Annotated in this window: 16 protein-coding genes; 9 read left to right on the top strand and 7 right to left on the bottom strand. The window is 44.4% G+C overall.

What is annotated here, in order from left to right:
• The first annotated feature begins 19 nt into the window (after nt 1-19).
• From RDN93_RS05540 to RDN93_RS05525, 4 genes are read left to right on the top strand one after another with little or no spacing between them, the layout of a single operon-like run.
• The gene (locus RDN93_RS05540; protein ID WP_308744573.1) at nt 20-1,573 is read left to right on the top strand and encodes an acyl-CoA carboxylase subunit beta; all 1,554 of its coding nucleotides are present in this window, start codon (nt 20-22) and stop codon (nt 1,571-1,573) included.
• 32 nt (nt 1,574-1,605) lie between these two features.
• A complete protein-coding gene (locus RDN93_RS05535) occupies nt 1,606-2,526 on the top strand; it encodes an OadG family transporter subunit (RefSeq protein WP_308744572.1) in 921 nt (306 codons plus the stop codon).
• 24 nt (nt 2,527-2,550) lie between these two features.
• On the top strand, nt 2,551-2,982 hold the full coding sequence (locus tag RDN93_RS05530; protein ID WP_294546856.1) for a biotin/lipoyl-containing protein: 432 nt from the start codon (nt 2,551-2,553) through the stop codon (nt 2,980-2,982).
• A 1-nt stretch (nt 2,983) separates the two neighbouring features.
• On the top strand, nt 2,984-4,144 hold the full coding sequence (locus RDN93_RS05525; protein ID WP_308744571.1) for a sodium ion-translocating decarboxylase subunit beta: 1,161 nt from the start codon (nt 2,984-2,986) through the stop codon (nt 4,142-4,144).
• 170 nt (nt 4,145-4,314) lie between these two features.
• On the opposite strand, the gene RDN93_RS05520 is transcribed toward RDN93_RS05525, so the two are convergent.
• Nucleotides 4,315-5,319 carry a class II fructose-bisphosphate aldolase gene (locus tag RDN93_RS05520; RefSeq protein WP_308744570.1) on the bottom strand — a complete coding sequence of 335 codons (1,005 nt, stop codon included), beginning with the start codon at nt 5,317-5,319 and terminating at the stop codon, nt 4,315-4,317.
• A gap of 371 nt (nt 5,320-5,690) precedes the next feature.
• On the opposite strand from RDN93_RS05520, the gene RDN93_RS05515 reads away from it, so the two are divergent.
• From RDN93_RS05515 to RDN93_RS05495, 5 genes are all read left to right on the top strand, one after another.
• A complete protein-coding gene (locus RDN93_RS05515; protein WP_005678397.1) occupies nt 5,691-5,945 on the top strand; it encodes a type B 50S ribosomal protein L31 in 255 nt (84 codons plus the stop codon).
• A 169-nt stretch (nt 5,946-6,114) separates the two neighbouring features.
• Nucleotides 6,115-6,522, top strand: a complete 408-nt coding sequence (locus RDN93_RS05510; RefSeq protein WP_308744569.1) for a hypothetical protein — start codon at nt 6,115-6,117, stop codon at nt 6,520-6,522.
• Nucleotides 6,523-6,699: 177 nt separating this feature from the next.
• Nucleotides 6,700-7,755, top strand: a complete 1,056-nt coding sequence (locus RDN93_RS05505) for an efflux RND transporter periplasmic adaptor subunit (RefSeq protein WP_308744568.1) — start codon at nt 6,700-6,702, stop codon at nt 7,753-7,755.
• On the top strand, nt 7,752-10,787 hold the full coding sequence (locus tag RDN93_RS05500; protein WP_308744567.1) for an efflux RND transporter permease subunit: 3,036 nt from the start codon (nt 7,752-7,754) through the stop codon (nt 10,785-10,787). The genes RDN93_RS05505 and RDN93_RS05500 overlap by 4 nt, the downstream gene beginning before the upstream one ends.
• 87 nt (nt 10,788-10,874) lie before the next feature.
• On the top strand, nt 10,875-12,146 hold the full coding sequence (locus RDN93_RS05495; RefSeq protein WP_308744566.1) for a TolC family protein: 1,272 nt from the start codon (nt 10,875-10,877) through the stop codon (nt 12,144-12,146).
• 95 nt (nt 12,147-12,241) lie between these two features.
• Here the strand turns inward: RDN93_RS05495 and RDN93_RS05490 are convergent, their stop codons facing one another.
• The 6 genes from RDN93_RS05490 to RDN93_RS05465 form a co-directional block, all read right to left on the bottom strand.
• On the bottom strand, nt 12,242-13,477 hold the full coding sequence (locus RDN93_RS05490) for a sodium ion-translocating decarboxylase subunit beta (RefSeq protein WP_308744565.1): 1,236 nt from the start codon (nt 13,475-13,477) through the stop codon (nt 12,242-12,244).
• Nucleotides 13,477-15,306: a biotin/lipoyl-containing protein gene (locus RDN93_RS05485; protein WP_308744564.1), complete on the bottom strand. Its 1,830-nt coding sequence runs from the start codon at nt 15,304-15,306 to the stop codon at nt 13,477-13,479. Before RDN93_RS05485 ends, RDN93_RS05490 begins: the two co-directional genes overlap by 1 nt.
• Nucleotides 15,307-15,335: 29 nt before the next feature.
• Nucleotides 15,336-15,596, bottom strand: a complete 261-nt coding sequence (locus RDN93_RS05480; protein WP_308744563.1) for an OadG family protein — start codon at nt 15,594-15,596, stop codon at nt 15,336-15,338.
• 659 nt (nt 15,597-16,255) lie between these two features.
• Nucleotides 16,256-17,092, bottom strand: coding sequence for a FecR family protein (locus RDN93_RS05475; protein WP_308744562.1), 837 nt, complete (start codon nt 17,090-17,092; stop codon nt 16,256-16,258).
• Nucleotides 17,093-17,100: 8 nt separating this feature from the next.
• Nucleotides 17,101-17,691, bottom strand: a complete 591-nt coding sequence (locus RDN93_RS05470) for a sigma-70 family RNA polymerase sigma factor (RefSeq protein WP_308744561.1) — start codon at nt 17,689-17,691, stop codon at nt 17,101-17,103.
• A gap of 77 nt (nt 17,692-17,768) precedes the next feature.
• Nucleotides 17,769-19,343, bottom strand: coding sequence for a peptide chain release factor 3 (locus RDN93_RS05465; RefSeq protein ID WP_308744560.1), 1,575 nt, complete (start codon nt 19,341-19,343; stop codon nt 17,769-17,771).
• Nucleotides 19,344-19,345 lie beyond the last annotated feature (2 nt).

The raw sequence follows: 19,345 nt of genomic DNA, 5'->3' as shown, positions 1-19,345 counted from the left end.
TAAAAACTAACAAGAACTCATGAGTAATCAACTTGAAAAAATTAAAGAGCTTATTGAACGCCGTGCCGTAGCACGTCTCGGGGGCGGCGAAAAAGCAATTGCGAAGCAACATGAAAAAGGGAAATATACAGCACGCGAGCGTTTGGCTATGCTGCTGGACGAAGGTAGCTTCGAAGAAATGGATATGTTCGTTGAGCACAGATGCACGAACTTCGGCATGGACAAAAAACATTATCCGGGTGATGGTGTAGTAACCGGTTGCGGTACTATCGAAGGACGTTTGGTATATGTTTTCGCACAGGATTTCACTGTTTCCGCCGGTTCATTATCGGAAACGATGTCATTGAAGATCTGTAAAATCATGGATCAGGCCATGAAGATGGGTGCTCCTTGTATCGGTATCAACGACTCGGGTGGCGCACGTATTCAGGAAGGTATCAACGCATTGGCTGGTTATGCAGAAATCTTCCAGCGTAACATTCTGGCTTCCGGTGTTATCCCGCAGATTTCAGGTATCTTCGGTCCTTGTGCCGGTGGTGCCGTTTACTCTCCGGCTTTGACGGACTTTACGCTGATGATGGAAGGTACTTCTTATATGTTCCTTACCGGACCTAAAGTTGTAAAGACCGTAACAGGTGAAGATGTAAGCCAGGAAAACCTCGGTGGTGCAAGTGTTCACTCAACTAAATCAGGCGTCACTCACTTCACTGCCAAGACTGAAGAAGAAGGTTTTGCCCTCATCCGCAAACTGTTGAGCTATATTCCTCAGAATAATCTTGAAGAAGCTCCATATGTGGATTGTACAGACCCGATCGACCGCCTGGAAGATTCTCTGAACGATATTATCCCTGACAGTCCGACCAAGCCATACGATATGTACGAAGTAATCGGTGCTGTTGTTGACAATGGGGAATTCCTGGAAATCCAGAAAGACTACGCCAAGAATATTATCATCGGTTTCGCACGCTTCAACGGACAATCCGTGGGTATCGTTGCCAACCAGCCTAAATATCTGGCAGGTGTGCTTGACAGCAACGCATCTCGTAAGGGTGCACGTTTCGTTCGTTTCTGCGACGCATTCAATATTCCTATCGTATCATTGGTAGACGTACCGGGATTCCTTCCGGGAACAGGCCAGGAATACAACGGCGTTATTCTTCACGGCGCCAAGTTGCTGTATGCTTACGGTGAAGCTACCGTACCTAAAGTAACTATCACATTGCGCAAGTCTTATGGCGGTTCTCACATCGTGATGAGTTGTAAGCAACTTCGCGGTGATATGAACTATGCATGGCCGACGGCTGAAATCGCAGTAATGGGTGGTGCAGGTGCAGTAGAAGTATTGTACGCACGTGAAGCAAAAGATCAGGAAAATCCGGCTCAGTTCCTTGCCGAAAAAGAAGCAGAATACACGAAACTGTTCGCCAATCCTTATAATGCAGCTAAATACGGTTACATTGATGATGTGATTGAACCACGTAACACACGTTTCCGTGTCATCCGCGCTTTGCAGCAGTTGCAAACCAAGAAACTGACCAACCCGGCTAAGAAGCATGGTAATATTCCGTTGTAATCCAACTTTTCACATTAAAAACAAGAACGATTATGAACAAAACCAAAATCGGAATATTCCTTTCTTTGCTATTGCTGATTGGGCTGACTTCTTGTGGAGAGAAAAAGTCTAATAACAAGCTGGTTCTGAACGAAATCCTGATAGATAACCAAAGCAGCTTTCAGGATGATTACGGACTGCACAGTGCATGGATTGAAATATTCAATAAATCATTCGGTAGCGCCGATTTAGCAGCTTGCTTGCTGAAAGTAAGCAGCCAGCCGGGCGATACAGTCACTTACTTTATCCCGAAAGGTGATATACTTACGGTAGTGAAACCACGCCAACACGCCTTATTCTGGGCAGACGGCCAACCCAACCGCGGAACTTTCCACACTAGTTTCAAACTGAATCCCGAAACAGCCAACTGGGTAGGATTGTTTGACTCCGGTAAAAAGCTGATGGACCAGATTGTAGTACCGGCAGGTGCTTTGAAGGCCGACCAATCGTTTGCACGTATAAGCGACGGAGCAGCAGACTGGGAAGTGAAAGGCGGAAGCAAGGACAAATATGTAACTCCGAGCACAAACAACCAGACCCTTGACAGCAATGCCAAGATGGAAAAGTTCGAAGAGCATGACTCGGTAGGTATCGGTATGTCCATTTCTGCCATGAGCGTGGTATTCTGCGGATTGATTCTTCTTTTTATTGCTTTCAAGATTGTAGGCAAGGTTGCCGTGAACTTGAGTAACCGCAATGCAATGAAATCTAAAGGTATCGACAAACGCGAAGCTAAAGAATTGTCGCAAGCTCCGGGTGAAGTCTATGCCGCTATCTCTATGGCATTGCACGAAATGCAGGATGAAGTACACGACGTAGAAGAAACCGTACTGACCATCACTCGTGTGAAACGCAGCTATTCACCGTGGAGTTCGAAGATTTATACTTTGCGTGAAACTCCTCCCAGAAAGTAAGTCACCTTATAAAAAGTAAAAACGATGAAAGAATATAAATATAAAATCAACGGTAACTCATATAAAGTAACCATCGGAGATATTGAAGACAATATCGCTCATGTAGAAGTGAACGGTACACATTATAAAGTAGAAATGGAAAAACAGCCCAAAGCGGCTGCCAAACCGGTAGTAGTACGCCCTATGCCTAATGCGCCTACCGCTCCTACCCAAGTGGTGAAACCGGCCGCTCCGTCTACCGGTAAATCAGGTGTCAAGTCTCCACTGCCGGGCGTTATCCTCGACATCAAAGTGAATGTAGGTGATACTGTAAAGAAAGGACAGACCATCATTATATTGGAAGCCATGAAAATGGAAAACAATATCAATGCGGACAAAGACGGCAAGATTACTGCCATCAATGTAAATAAGGGAGATTCTGTTCTTGAAGGTAATGACCTCGTAATTATTGAATAATATGGGAGATTTTATAAACTTTTTAGGAAACAACCTTGCCGACTTCTGGACCTACACGGGTTTCGCTAACGCTACTGCGGGACATGTGGTTATGATTCTTGTAGGCTTGGTGTTCATCTATTTGGCTATTGCCAAAGAGTTCGAGCCGATGTTGCTGATTCCTATCGGGTTCGGTATGCTGATCGGTAATATACCTTTTAATATGGATGCCGGACTGAAAGTCGGTATTTACGAAGAAGGTTCAGTTTTGAATATATTGTATCAGGGAGTAACCTCCGGATGGTATCCGCCGCTCATCTTCTTGGGCATTGGAGCCATGACGGACTTCTCGGCACTTATCTCCAACCCGAAATTGATGTTGATCGGTGCAGCAGCACAGTTCGGTATCTTCGGTGCATACATGATCGCATTGGAAATGGGATTCGACCCTATGCAAGCCGGTGCAATCGGTATTATCGGTGGTGCGGACGGCCCGACGGCTATCTTCCTGTCCTCTAAGCTAGCACCTAACCTGATGGGAGCCATTGCGGTGTCCGCCTACTCCTATATGGCGTTGGTTCCGGTGATACAGCCGCCTATCATGCGTCTGCTCACCACAAAGAACGAACGTGTCATCCGCATGAAACCGCCGCGTGCCGTTTCTCACACAGAGAAGGTGATTTTCCCGATTATCGGTTTGTTGCTGACTTGTTTTCTGGTTCCTTCCGGTCTGCCTTTGCTGGGTATGCTGTTCTTTGGTAACCTCTTGAAAGAAAGCGGTGTAACCCGTCGTCTTGCCAATACGGCAAGCGGTCCGTTGATTGACACGATCACTATCCTGTTAGGTTTGACAGTAGGTGCTTCTACTCAGGCTTCGGAGTTCCTTACTTTCGATTCTATCAAGATTTTCGCCCTCGGTGCATTGTCGTTCGTTATTGCAACTGCGTCCGGTGTAATCTTCGTGAAGATATTCAACCTCTTCCTGAAGAAGGGCAATAAGATCAATCCATTGATTGGGAACGCAGGCGTATCTGCAGTTCCTGACTCGGCACGTATCTCACAAGTTATCGGCCTGGAATACGACCCGGCCAATTACTTGCTGATGCACGCTATGGGACCGAATGTAGCAGGTGTAATCGGTTCGGCTGTCGCTGCCGGTATCCTGTTGGGATTCTTGATGTAAGACGTAAGACAACTATCCTTTATAATAAAACGCTTCTTTCTTTCGGGAAAGGAGCGTTTTTATTATCTTACAGTTTATCTTATCTGTTCTGTTGTAGCAAACAAGAATAAAAAAGGCTGCAACCGTCAACCGGAAGCAGCCTTTCCTATTATATTGGAATAATCTGATGATTACTGAGCCAATTTGTTGTCTGAACCAAGTACGTTGATGATTTTGTGCTTGTACAATTTTTCCATATTGTCACGAGCCGGACCAAGATACTTACGTGGGTCGAATTCAGCCGGTTTTTCAGCAAAAGTCTGACGGATAGCAGCAGTCATAGCCAAACGAGAGTCTGAGTCAATGTTGATTTTGCAAACTGCAGAAGTAGCAGCTTTACGCAACCATTCTTCAGGAATACCGATAGCAGCTTTCAGGTTACCACCGAACTTGTTGATAGTTGCCACTTCTTCCTGAGGAACTGAAGATGAACCGTGAAGAACGATAGGGAATCCCGGAAGTTTTTCCATTACAGCATCCAAAACGTCGAATGCCAATGGAGGAGGAACCATCATGCCGGTAGCCGGATCGATGTGACATTGTTCCGGAGTAAATTTATAAGCACCGTGAGAAGTACCGATTGAGATAGCCAAAGAGTCGCAACCTGTACGAGTAGCGAAATCAATAACTTCTTCAGGATCAGTATATGTGTGGTGGTCAGCAGAAACTTCATCTTCTACTCCTGCCAATACACCAAGTTCGCCTTCAACTGTTACGTCAAACTGGTGAGCGTAATCAACCACTTTCTTAGTCAATGCAACGTTTTCTTCGTAAGGGAGATGAGAACCGTCGATCATTACTGAAGAGAAACCAGAATCGATACAAGACTTACAAGTTTCGAAAGTATCTCCGTGGTCAAGATGAAGAACGATTTCGGGATGTGCGCAGCCTAATTCTTTAGCATATTCTACAGCACCCTGAGCCATATAACGCAACAAAGTAGCGTTAGCATACTGACGAGCACCTTTAGAAACCTGAAGAATCACAGGAGATTTAGTTTCAACAGCAGCCTTGATGATAGCCTGCATCTGTTCCATATTGTTGAAGTTGAATGCTGGGATAGCATATCCACCTTTGATAGCCTTAGCAAACATTTCTTTTGTGTTTACCAATCCTAAATCTTTGTAATTTACCATTTTGTTTAAAGTTTATTGTTAGTGAATAAAAATTCTACGCAAAAGTAAGCATTATCCATCGAATAACGAACATCGGAAAGAAAAATATAGTAGAAAAAGGTTTAAATCGGCCATCTAAATCCAGCCGGAAAGCTAGTCCGGCATTAGATTGTAATGTCTACCTTGCAAATAAATAACTAAAAGATAAAATAGTCAGGTGGTGAGTAATTAGAGTGATCTCACAGAGCACCAAACCACTTTATCTTCTTTTTTTTCTGCAAAACCTTTTTCTATTTCACATAAATGCATTATCTTTGCGCTCTGAAAATGACCATTACACTATTTCTTACCAAAATAGTAACAGAATATAAATTAAAAAAACAGATACTGAAATGAAAAAAGGCCTTCATCCAGAATCATACCGTCCGGTAGTATTTAAAGATATGTCAAATGGTGACATGTTTTTATCTAAATCAACTGTAGCAACTAAAGAAACCATCGAATTCGAAGGTGAAACTTATCCGTTGCTGAAGATTGAAATCTCTAACACTTCTCACCCGTTCTATACAGGTAAATCTACATTGGTAGATACTGCAGGACGTGTTGATAAGTTCATGAGCCGCTACGGTGACCGTAAGAAGAAATAATTCGATCTTTCTTAAAGATGAAAAAAGAGGAGATTCCCACTAGAGAATTTCCTCTTTTTCGTTTAAAACGCCACAGCAAGACAAACCAGATTTTTTTTAAAGAAATAGTTCCGATTCCTACTGATTTTCAAATAAAGAAAGTAACTTTGGCAACTTAATAAACCCCAAAATGGAAATAACCCAATTGAAGCAAATGACAAAAGAAGAAGTCCTCAAATTCATCAGACAACGCCTGGCTTTCAGTCCGGAAATTAAAAAGCAACTCAAGTATGTAAAAGAAGAGGATTTCAGTAAAGAACATCGCAGATTCGAAATGTCGGGACAGGAAGAGACAACAGGATGGTGCACGCTCTTCAATACTGCCATATTAAATGAGTTTGCCGGCCTGGGTATCTACGATTACACTTCTTATCTTTTTCTTGATTTCGATAAAGGAACTCCAACCGTTTATCTCAAATATTACTCCGACAACGAAAACCTGGAATATGATCTCAACGGTTATTCCACAACCGAAATCATATTTACTATTTTCGAACTGACAATCTTTTCCGGAAAACCCAAAAGACAACGAAACTAAGATTTCAGAAAACAAATAAAAGCAATCCCCAGCAGTAACTTTATTGCCGGGGATTACTTTTATCATGCACATCGCACAAAAAAGAACGAACCTTGAACATTCATATCCGTAAGTTGTTTATTATCTTTAAAAAAGAAGAACGAATCAACGCGAAAACTCTAAACATCAGTGTGGTATATGAAGAAGAAATATGGATTAGTCCTGGCGGCTGTAATCTTGCTAGCCGGCTGCGGACAGAAAAAAGAGACGAAAGTAACAACAGCCCGTCCCGTAAAAACAACAACTGTAGAATCGAGATCGATTATCAGAAAAGATTTTTCGGGAATCGTAGAAGCTGTGGAGTATGTGAAACTGGCTTTCCGCGTCAGCGGACAAATCATCCAATTACCTGTAATCGAGGGAGAAAAAGTTAAAAAGGGACAACTGATAGCAGCAATTGACCCTAGAGACATTGCATTACAATATGCTGCCACAAAATCCGCCTACGAAACGGCTACCGCACAGGTAGAACGTAACAAGCGGCTCCTCTCCCGCCAAGCTATCTCCGTACAAGAATACGAAATCAGCCTGGCCAACTATCAGAAAGCGAAGTCCGAGTACGAATTATCCGCCAATAATATGCGCGACACGAAATTGACAGCTCCTTTCGACGGCTCCATAGAAAAGCGTTTGGTAGAGAACTACCAACGTGTCAATTCAGGTGAAGGCATAGTGCAGTTAGTCAATACACGTAATCTGCGCATTAAGTTTACCATTCCGGATGCTTACCTTTATCTGCTGCGTGCCAAAGAGCCGCGTTTCCTTGTAGAATTCGATACGTTCAAAGGGCACGTGTTTCAGGCAAAGCTCGAAGAATATCTTGATATCTCGACAGATGGCACCGGAATTCCAGTCAGCATCACGATTGACGACCCGTCTTTCGACCGGGATCTCTACGCCGTAAAACCGGGCTTTACGTGCAGTATCCGTTTTACGGCAGATGTGGGCCCGCTCGTGCAAGACAGTTGGACAATTGTACCGCTTAGCGCTGTATTCGGTGAAAGTGAAGGAAAGAAAATGTATGTATGGGTGGTAGAAGGCGACAAAGTCCACAAGCGTGAAGTTAGCGTCAATGCGCCAACCGGAGAAGCCCAGGCTCTTATCTCCGCAGGACTAAAACCCGGAGAGAAAATAGTTATTGCAGGTGTGTATCAGTTAGTAGAAGGAGAAACTGTAAAAGAAATTGAGAAATGAACTTAGCTAAATATTCATTAGACAACACGAAAATCATCTATTTCTTTCTTGCTGTGTTACTAATAGGAGGAATCACTTCCTTTAGTAAGTTGGGTAAGAAAGAGGATGCTCCCTTCGTCATCAAGTCAGCGGTTATCATGACCCGTTATCCGGGAGCCGAACCGGCTGAGGTGGAACGATTGATTACCGAACCTATCTCCCGCGAGATTCAAAGTATGAGCGGTGTGTACAAGATTAAATCAGAATCTATGTACGGGCTCTCTAAAATCACATTCGAGCTGCAACCGTCACTGGCAGCCAGTTCCATCCCACAAAAATGGGATGAGTTGCGGCGAAAAGTACTCAATATACAGCCACAGTTGCCAAGCGGTGCTTCCACACCGACCGTTTCCGATGATTTCGGTGATGTATTCGGCATCTATTATGGCCTGACAGCAGACGATGGCTTCTCTTACGAAGAAATGCGCAACTGGGCAGAGCGAATCAAGACACAGGTAGTCACTGCGGACGGAGTAATGAAAGTCGCCCTGTTCGGAGTACAGACGGAAGTAGTCAATATCTTTATCTCGACCAATAAACTGGTGGGAATGGGGATTGATCCGAAGCAGCTCGCCAGTCTGCTGCAATCCCAAAACCAAATTATCAATACCGGAGAAATCCGTGCAGGCGAGCAACAGCTACGGGTGACTGCCAATGGCATGTACACCACCGTGGACGACATCCGCAACCAAGTGATTACAACAAAAGCCGGACAAGTAAAACTGGGTGATATCGCCGTTATAGAGAAAGGATACATGGATCCACCTTCCAATATCATGCATGTGAATGGAAAACGTGCCATCGGCATTGGTGTCTCTACCGACCCGCAACGGGACGTAGTGCAGACAGGCGAAAATGTAAAAGCGAAATTAAACGAATTGCTACCGCTCATGCCTGTGGGACTGGAGTTGCAAAGCTTATATCTGGAGAACGAAATAGCCAACGAAGCCAACAACGGATTTATCATCAACCTGATAGAATCCATCCTGATAGTAATCGTGATTATCATGTTAGTGATGGGCTTGCGTGCAGGAGTATTAATCGGTTCATCACTCATTTTCTCCATCGGCGGCACACTGCTCATCATGTCTTTCTTTGGTGTCGGACTGAACCGTACTTCATTGGCAGGATTCATCATCGCCATGGGAATGTTGGTGGACAACGCCATTGTAGTGACAGACAATGCGCAAATAGCCATAGCCCGTGGAGTAAACCGGCGGAAAGCGCTGATAGATGGTGCCACCGGACCGCAATGGGGATTGCTCGGAGCCACTTTCATTGCTATCTGTTCGTTTCTTCCCCTCTACCTCGCTCCTTCCTCTGTGGCGGAAATCGTCAAACCGCTTTTCGTCGTACTCGCCATTTCGTTGGGATTGAGTTGGGTACTTGCTCTCACACAAACGACCGTATTCGGTAATTTTATTCTGAAAGCAAAAGCTAACAACGGTGCCAAAGACCCGTATGACAAGCCATTCTATCATAAATTCGCTTCAATTCTCCATGTGTTGATTCGCAGGAAAACATTGACGCTAGGCTCTGTGGTTGCACTATTCATCATTTCACTGATTATAATGGGAACGATGCCGCAAAACTTCTTCCCTTCCCTGGACAAACCTTATTTCCGTGCGGACGTATTCTATCCTGACGGGTATAGCATCAACGATGTCGTGAAAGAAATGAAATCAGTAGAAGAACATCTGGCAAAACAGCCGGAAGTGAAAAAGGTATCAATTACCTTCGGCAGCACACCGCTCAGATATTATCTGGCTTCCACCTCAGTAGGTCCGAAACCCAACTTTGCCAATATACTGGTGGAGTTGACGGATAGTAAATACACGAAAGAATATGAAGAGGATTTCGACGGATACATGAAAGCCAATTATCCGAATGCGATCACCCGTACAAGCCTGTTCAAACTGTCGCCTCCGGTAGATGCCGCTATTGAAATCGGTTTTATCGGCCCCAATACGGACACGCTTGTAGCACTCACAAACCAGGTATTGGATATCATGCATCAGAATCCTGATTTGATTAACATACGCAATTCGTGGGGAAACAAGATTCCGGTATGGAAACCGATATATAGTCCGGAACGGGCACAACCGTTAGGAGTATCCCGCCAAGGCATGGCACAGAGTATCCAGATTGGAACAACAGGGATGACACTGGGCGAATACCGGCAAGGTGACCAGGTGCTTCCGATTTTGCTGAAAGATAATACGGTAAATTCGTTCCGCATCAATGATTTGCGCACATTACCGGTATTCGGAACCGGCAACGAAACGACCAGTCTCGAACAAGTAGTTTCTGATTTTGATTTTCAGTATCGGTTCTCGAATGTGAAAGACTATAACCGGCAGATGGTGATGATGGCTCAGTGCGACCCACGGCGTGGAGTAAATGCTATCGCTGCCTTTAATCAAATATGGTCAAAAGTGCAGAAAGAGATTAAAGTTCCTGAAGGATATACGATGAAGTATTTTGGTGAACAAGAGAGCCAAGTGGAATCCAACGAGGCGTTGGCTAAGAATTTACCGCTGACCTTCTTCCTGATGTTTGTAACATTACTGTTCCTGTTCCGTACCTATCGTAAACCAACAGTAATTTTATTAATGTTACCGTTGATTTTCATCGGAATCGTTTTGGGATTATTAGTCCTAGGCAAGTCATTTGACTTCTTCTCCATTCTCGGCTTGCTGGGATTGATTGGTATGAATATAAAGAATGCGATTGTACTTGTTGAGCAAATCGATCTGGAAGCGGCAACAGGAAAGAAACCTCTGGATGCAGTCATAAGCGCCACGACCAGCCGTATTGTTCCTGTGGCGATGGCATCCGGCACAACGATTTTAGGTATGTTACCATTATTGTTCGATGCCATGTTCGGCGGAATGGCGGCTACTATCATGGGTGGTCTGCTGGTAGCTTCAGCACTGACATTGTTTGTACTCCCGGTAGCTTATTGCGCCATTCAGCGGATTAAACCGGCGTAATGCCGGAGCAAGGTTTCCATCCGGCATATTATCATGTACTTAATGATTTCCTTATGAAACTTGAATTTACTATTTATTAAAAATAAAATGAGAACTCAACTTATAACTCTGTCACTGTTGTTCCTCGGTCTCACAGCCGAGGCACAACAACCCTATCTCAGCAGGGAAGCCTACCGGGATAAAGTGGAAGCGTACAGTCAAATCCTGAAACAACAGAAACTAAAGACCTTGGCCAGTGTTGAAGCACGGAAGATTGCCCATACAGGATTCTTGCCCAAAATAGATATCAATGCAGACGGTACACTCAATCTGAGTGACCTCAGCGCATGGAACGAGCCACTGGGCGAATACCGCAATCACACTTACCAAGGGGTATTTGTCGTCTCGCAACCTCTCTATACAGGTGGTGCGCTCAATGCGCAGCATAAGATAGCCAAAGCAGACGAAAAGCTGAATCAGCTTAATGAAGAACTCACCATAGACCAGATTCACTATCAAAGCGATGCTGTATATTGGAACGCTTCCGCCTCGCAGGCAATGCTGAAAGCAGCAGATAAATACCAGAGCATTATAAAGCAGCAGTACGATATTATTCAAGATCGTTTCAACGATGGGATGATCAGCCGTACGGATTTACTTATGATCTCTACCCGGCTGAAAGAAGCGGAACTTCAATATATCAAGGCCCGCCAAAATTACACACTGGCTCTGCAGAAACTAAATATTCTAATGGGAGCGGAACCTAACAATCCGGTAGACAGCCTTTATACGATTGATATGCCTTCTGCCCCTGTTCAGATTCTGTCCCTTGAGAATGTATTGCAACGTCGTGCCGATTATGAAAGCACGGAAGTCAATATCATGAAAAGCCAGGCTCAACGTAAAGCTGCGCTTAGTCAGTTTAATCCCCAGTTGAATATGTACTTCAGCGGTGGTTGGGCAACAGCTACTCCCAACCTCGGATATGATGTTTCATTCAATCCCATTGTCGGTATTAATCTGAACATTCCCATCTTCCGATGGGGCGCCCGCTTCAAGACGAACCGTCAGCAGAAAGCATATATAGGCATACAGAAGCTGCAACAAAGTTATGTGACAGACAACATCAATGAAGAACTCTCCGCCGCACTGACCAAACTGACGGAAACAGAATATCAGGTAAAGACTGCGACAGAAACAATGAATCTGGCAAATGAGAACCTCGACCTGGTCACTTTCTCGTATAATGAAGGGAAAGCCAATATGGTAGACGTACTCTCCGCACAGTTATCATGGACGCAGGCACACACCAATCTGATTAATGCTTATCTAGCTGAAAAGATGGCAATAACAGAATACAAAAAAGTTATCAGTGAATAAGAAAAAACAATTCACAAAGTCTATATATAAAGAAAACCGGAGAATAAGCCAAGATGCCCATTCTCCGGTTTCTATTTCTAAAGTCTGTTTTTCACTTATGCAAGGAAGGAAATCAACACACCCGCAGCTACGGCAGAACCGATCACACCGGAGATGTTACTTGCCATACAATATTGCAATACGTGATTCTTCGGATCATACTTCAAAGCAATCTCGTTCGCCACACGGCTTGCCATTGGAACAGCACTCAGTCCGGTCGCACCGATAAGCGGATTGATTTTCTTCTTGGAGAAGAGATTTACAAACTTCACAAAGAAGATACCGCCGGTAATGGAAAGTGCGAATGCAAGGAATCCACCGACAACAATGCCGATTGTCGTCCAGTTCAGGAACGCTTCAGCAGTCATCGTTGCTCCTACGGACAAGCCGAGGAAGATGGTGGCGGCATTCATAATACTGTTGGAAGCAGCATCAAACAAACGGAATGTATTGGTTCCGATTTCTTTCACCAGATTACCGAACATCAACATACCAATCAAAGGAACCGCACTAGGCACGAAGAGCGCCACAACCGTAGTCACCACAATCGGGAAAATAATCTTCAGCACACGCAAATTCTTGATTTCCGTCTTCGAAGGATACTTCTTTTCTTGTTCCTTCATATTGATGCACAACTCTTTCTTTGAACAGAACAATTTCACTACCAGCGGAATAATTACCGGCACCAATGCCATGTAAGAGTAGGCAGCAATAGCAATCGGGCCCAGCAAATGCGGAGCAAGCTTAATAGTAGTAAAAATGGCCGTAGGCCCGTCCGCACCACCAATAATACCGAGAGAAGCCGCTTCTTGCGGAGTGAATCCCATCAGAATAGCCACCAGCAGCACGGTAAAGATACCAAGCTGTGCAGCAGCACCGAAAATAGAAAGATGCAAGTTACGTAACATCGGTCCGAAGTCCGTCAACGCACCGACACCCATAAAGATAATCGGCGGCAGGAACCCCGTCTTAATCAACATATAGTAGATGAAGTTCATCAGTCCCAATTCATGCGCAATGTCATGCAAAGGCATTTCCCAAATATTCTTCATTACTCCGTTTATCATTACCATACCATTCTCGTCGGCCTGAATCACCCCCATATCTCCACCGGGGAAGTTGGCAAGCAACACACCGAAAGCAATAGGTACAAGCAGCAACGGTTCATACTGTTTCTTGATTCCCAAATAAAGCAGAACGAACGCGATGGCATACATTATCAGAAACTGCGGCTCGGCAATAATATTGCTGAACGCAGTCATGTCGTACAAATTCTCAAATATCTCGTTCATTATCCTATTTTCATTAATACATCATCTTCTGAAACCGTGTCTCCCGGATTAACGCAGATAGCAGTTACCGTACCGCCAAACTCTGCACGGATAGCATTGTAAGTCTTCATCGCTTCCACATAACAGATTACATCGCCTTCTTTCACGGCATCCCCTACCTTCAAAGCCGTTTCCTGCGCATTCTTCACCAGGAAGAATTTACCTTCCAACGGAGAAAGCACATCCTGGCCCTCTCCTGCCGGAGCAGCGGCAGCAGGCGCAACGGGAAGTTCGGTGTCACCATAAGCAACAGTCACGCGGTATGCCTGTCCGTCTACCTGTACAGTCAGTGTCTTCGGTTTAGCGTCTTCTTCCGGCGACTTGTCTTTTTCGGCACGACGCTTGGCAACATCTTCCAAGAAATCCTCTTTTGCCTTACCGCTCTTGTAAGCCTCATACTGAGCCGGATGCATAGCATATTCGAAGAGCTCTTCATCGTCTTGTCCTACCTCCCATTTGTTCTCCTTCATCAACTTGCGATACTTGTCAAGATTATCCGGATAATTATCCTGCGGATTGCCTTCGAAGAATTTACGACCCTCGCGTTCCGCCTTTTCAATGATTTCAGGAGCAAGCTTACCCGGCAGACGCCCGGCTTTACCCAAAATCATATCCCAAATGTCATCGGCAATCATACCCCAACGGTCTTTACCCTTTTCCATTGCCATCACATTCATCATAGCAAGGTTCTTCACATACTGACTGAACGGAGTCACCAACGGTGGATACCCAACACGAGGCCATACATAAGCAACCTCATCAAACAGTTTGATAAGAAGTTGATCCTGCGTCATAAACGGCAGATTATGCTTAGCCTTATATTTATTGATAGATTCCAGATTGGATTCGAGGTCTGCCATCAAACTGCCCATCATGCCGCCGGGCAGTCCGGGACCAATCAGCAAGGAGTTCATCAAGCGGTTTTTCGGGCTGATATACAATCCAAGGAAGTCATCCATAAATTCCTGAATCATCGCACGTACCTTCATGTAGGCTTCCATATTGATTTCAGGAACTTGGTATCCGGCATCCTTCAACATCGCCTGCACACTGAGCAAGTCAGCGTGTCCCGTACCCCATGAAAGAGGTTCCATGCCTACGTCTATATAGTCGCAACCGGCTTCGCACAGTTCGAGAATGCTTGCCATATTGAATCCGGGACCTGCATGGCTATGATACTGGACAGGTATTTCAGGATGCGCAGCCTTGATATTCGCTACGATTTTGCCTAATGAAACAGGACGGCCGATACCCGCCATATCCTTGATGCAAATTTCGTCCGCTCCGAGTCTGATAAGTTCCAGCGCCATATTGGTGTAGTACTCTACCGTATGGATAGGCGAATGAGTGATGCAAAGCGAGCATTGTGAAATCATGCCGGCTTCCTTTGCGTAGGTGATGGAAGGAGCGATATTACGCACATCGTTCAATCCGCAGAATGTACGGGTAATATCTGTTCCCTGAGCTTTCTTTACTTTGTAAAACAATTTACGGACATCAGCCGGAACAGGGCTCATACGGAGTCCGTTCAGTGCACGGTCGAGCATATGGGTTTGAATACCGGCTTCGTGGAATGGTTTCGTCCATTCACGCACAGCCTTATTCGGATTTTCTCCAAACAATAAATTTACCTGTTCAAAACCACCGCCATTTGTTTCTACGCGGGCAAAACAGCCCATTTCAATAATGGCAGGAGCTACCTTGACGAGTTGATCTACACGAGGTACATATTTTCCGGCAGATTGCCACATATCTCGGAAAACCAAACTAAACTTTACTTCTCTTTTCATGTCTTTCAGTGATATAACTTTTTATAGATTTATATTTTTTCTACTTTAGTAACCTTGCCCTTACCCAATGTCACCACATTCACTGCGGCTGTAATAGCTGCCAGAATATTTCCCGGAACAGGCGCAGGACCTTTCGCTGCTTCCTGCTTCACAGGAACCACTTCTTCGGGAGCATATTTATTGACCAGAGTGATTAAAAATTTACCTAAATAAATCACAATCAGCAGAATAACAAATACGGTAGCCATTCCGACCACCATCAGCAGAATCGCTGTTTCGATATTTTCCATATAATAAATTATTAGTAATTAAAGTCGTTTGTCTAAAATGCGTCCGAAAATACCATTTTTTTGTTATAAAATAAATTAAGAAAGGAATATAAAGTATAAATCCATAAATTACCCCGTTATCATATATATATAAAAACAATGTGAGAAAAGGCCCCTCAACCTTTTCTCACATTCTGATAAAACAATTATTAAATAAAAATACTCAATGATAAAAACAGGTTCGGCTTCCCATTTTGGCTTCATACCTTCTTAACCTATTAACCACCAAAAGGGCCGACCTTCTTTGTAAACCTCTCATGCGCTGTCACAGCGTTCATTTTTCAAATTAGTACAGCAAGTATAGTGTCCGGTTGTCAACCCTTTTATAGCCAACTATGTCTGTTTGATAGGAGGAAACGAGCCTAAAGAGCAATCACCACTGTCAACGAGGGGGCCGTTTCCCGCTTAAATACCCGACAACCATTCACCGCCAATTGTCTATTGTTTGTTTTGAGCTTAAAATTTTCTCTTCTAATTAAATCTCTATCGTTTCTTTCAAATATCATTAATAGCTCATCTATTAGGAAGAGAAAGAAACGTTTCTTTTTTACCAAGAAAAAACGAAGAAAATTTGAAGAAAAACGAAAAAGCCTCTTCCAGACGCTTAGAAGAGGCTTTTTTTATTTTAAAAATATTTCTTTTCCATGAAGTTCGTAACTGATTCCACACGAACCGAAAACATTTTTGAGAGTAGCGTTCAAGTCTCTCGTCAAGACCGTCCCGTTATAGGTAAGTCCGTCGCACTTCTCATGCCCCACCACCTTCACCTTAAATATATGTTCAATATCCGCCACTACATTTATCAGCGGGTCGTCTTCATATCCCAGAACTTCCGGAAACTCCGGATTATCCTGTTTCGGAACAAGAACAATCTTACTTTCATCACAACGCACACTTTCTCCGGCAACCAATGTCCTGTTGCCTACGGCAGTCTCCACCTTGACACTACCTTCCTCACAGTTCACGAACATTTTCTTTCCTTTCTGGTCAATCAGGAACTTTGTTCCCAACACCGTCACGTCACCGGCTTCGGTACAGACAGTAAATGTCTTGCCTTTGGTCACCTCAAAAGAAGCTTTGCCCAACAGTTGCAGTTTACGCTCCCAAAGCCAAGTAATCCGGTTGTAAGTCAGACAGGAGTTCTCCATCATCCGCACATTACTGCCATCCGGCAATTCATATGCCATAGCCGTAGTTTCCGTCACTATCTTTTTCTCCGAGAAATGATATCCTCCCACTCCCAAAAGAAGCAAGAACATGGCGGCTATCCCCCAAGAGAAGGGAATGCTCCGCCCAGCACCTTGTTTTCTTCTACGGCTCAAGGCAATCTTATGGCTTTCTTCACGCTGTAACTTTAGCTTATCGCTGATTTCTTTTTTGCGAGAGAACTTTTCACCGATCAGAGGAAGTTTTCCTTCTTCCAAGTATTTGTCTAAAGATTCTGTCCAGTTTTCCATATCCCACCTCAATTAAATATCCACAAATTAGCCATCACTGCCAACAATAAAGATTTACCTAAACGCTCCCGCAATCTGGTTATAGCCATATGAGTAGTATTATATACCGTACGGGAAGTAAGCCCCATCACCAGGGCTATTTCTTCCGGACTCATCTTCTTATAGTATTTCAGATACAATACTTCCCGCTGTTGCTTTGTCAAGTCATTCAACTCTTTCTGCAAAGCTGCCAACTGCTCCTTTTCCAATTCCGAACGGATAATAGCTGTCTCTATGTCTATTTCCAAATCAAACCGATATTCATTGGTGCCTACTTCGTCCAGCGATTTGAGTGTTTCACTATTCTCCCTCTTCAGCTCGTTCACTATCATGTGTCTCAACGAAACACATAGATAGGCAGGTATGGCTTGGGGAGCAGCACACGTTTCTCTTTTCTCAAAGATGTAAACAAACAACGACTGTATCGCCTCTGTCACCACGTTGTCATCACCGGCAATCTTCATGCCATATCCATAAAGCAAATCTGCATATTGGTCATAAAGCTGCCTGAATGCATCCTCATCCCCCTGCTGAATTTTATCCCAGGATAGTGTCTTCATTTCTCTTCGCTCATTTATATGAGATATGTTTGTTCTTTTTTTACCTGTTTTTTAGAAGAAAATACATCGACTATTTCTTAAAATTCGCTTGAGAAGTGGAATCTGATATTCTTGAAGTCCATCTGAGCCATCTGAAGTACATAACCGGAATCGGCCAGGAACACATCGCGCCCTTCCCTATCCTTCGCCATATACTGATATTTACGCTTTTTGAAAGCATCCAGTTCCGCAGGGTCGTCACTCTCTACCCAGCAAGCCTTATACAGACTTACCGGCTCCCAGCGACAGGACGCATTGTACTCGTTCAACAAACGATATTGGATAACCTCAAACTGCAACTGCCCCACCGTACCGATAATCTTGCGACCATTGAACTGATTGACAAACAACTGTGCCACACCTTCGTCCATCAACTGGTCGATACCTTTTGCCAATTGTTTCTGCTTCATCGGGTCTGCATTCTCGATATACTTGAACATTTCCGGCGAGAAGCTCGGCAATCCGCGGAAGTGAAGCATTTCACCTTCCGTCAGCGTGTCGCCAATCTTGAAAGTACCGTTGTCCGGCAGACCGATAATATCTCCGGCATAAGCTTCGTCAATCGTTGTCTTGCGCTGGGCCATAAACTGGGTAGGCGACGAAAAACGCATCGTCTTTCCGTGACGCACATGCACATACGGAGCATTACGCACAAACTTACCGGAACAAATCTTGCAGAATGCCACGCACGAACGGTGGTTCGGGTCGATATTGGCAGTAATCTTAAAGATGAATCCGGTGAATTTAGGTTCTTCCGGTTTCACTACGCGTTCTTCAGCCTGCACAGGACGAGGGCTCGGGGCTATCTCTACGAAACAGTTCAGCAACTCCTGGACACCGAAGTTATTCAAAGCCGAGCCGAAGAATACGGGAGCGCAGTCACCCGCCAGATAAGTTTCAGCATCAAATTCAGGATAAACGCCTTCAATCAGTTCCAAATCACCGCGCAACTTGTCTGCCAATGCTTTTCCGATCTGTTCATCCAATTCTTCCGTATGAATGTCGACTGCCACTTTTTCCGTCACCATCTGTTTGGACGGCTGATACAAGTCCAGCTTCTGTTCATAGATATTATATACGCCCTTGAAACGAGCTCCCTGCTCAATCGGCCAGGACAAGGGACGAACCTGAATCATCAGTTCCTCCTCCAGTTCGTCCAGCAAGTCGAACGGGTCTTTACCTTCACGGTCCATCTTGTTGACAAAGATGATTACCGGAGTCTTGCGCATACGGCACACTTCCATCAACTTGCGTGTCTGTGTTTCCACACCTTTCGCACCGTCCACCACAATGATAACACTGTCTACAGCGGTCAATGTGCGGTATGTATCTTCGGCAAAGTCCTGGTGACCCGGAGTGTCGAGAATGTTAATCTTGTAATCGCGATAATCGAATTCCATCACAGAAGTTGTCACCGAGATACCACGTTGCTTCTCGATTTCCATCCAGTCGGATGTAGCCGTTTTCTTAATCTTATTGCTTTTCACTGCACCCGCCACCTGAATCTGACCACCGAAAAGCAACAGTTTTTCCGTCAAAGATGTCTTACCGGCATCAGGATGCGCAATAATGGCGAACGTTCGCCGTCTCAAAATTTCTGTATTATCTGCCATAT

The sequence above is a fragment of the uncultured Bacteroides sp. genome (assembly GCF_902491285.1).
Lineage (GTDB): Bacteria > Bacteroidota > Bacteroidia > Bacteroidales > Bacteroidaceae > Bacteroides.
The sequence above is the reverse complement of the archived record's forward strand: the minus strand, read 5'-3'. Positions and strand labels throughout refer to the sequence as shown.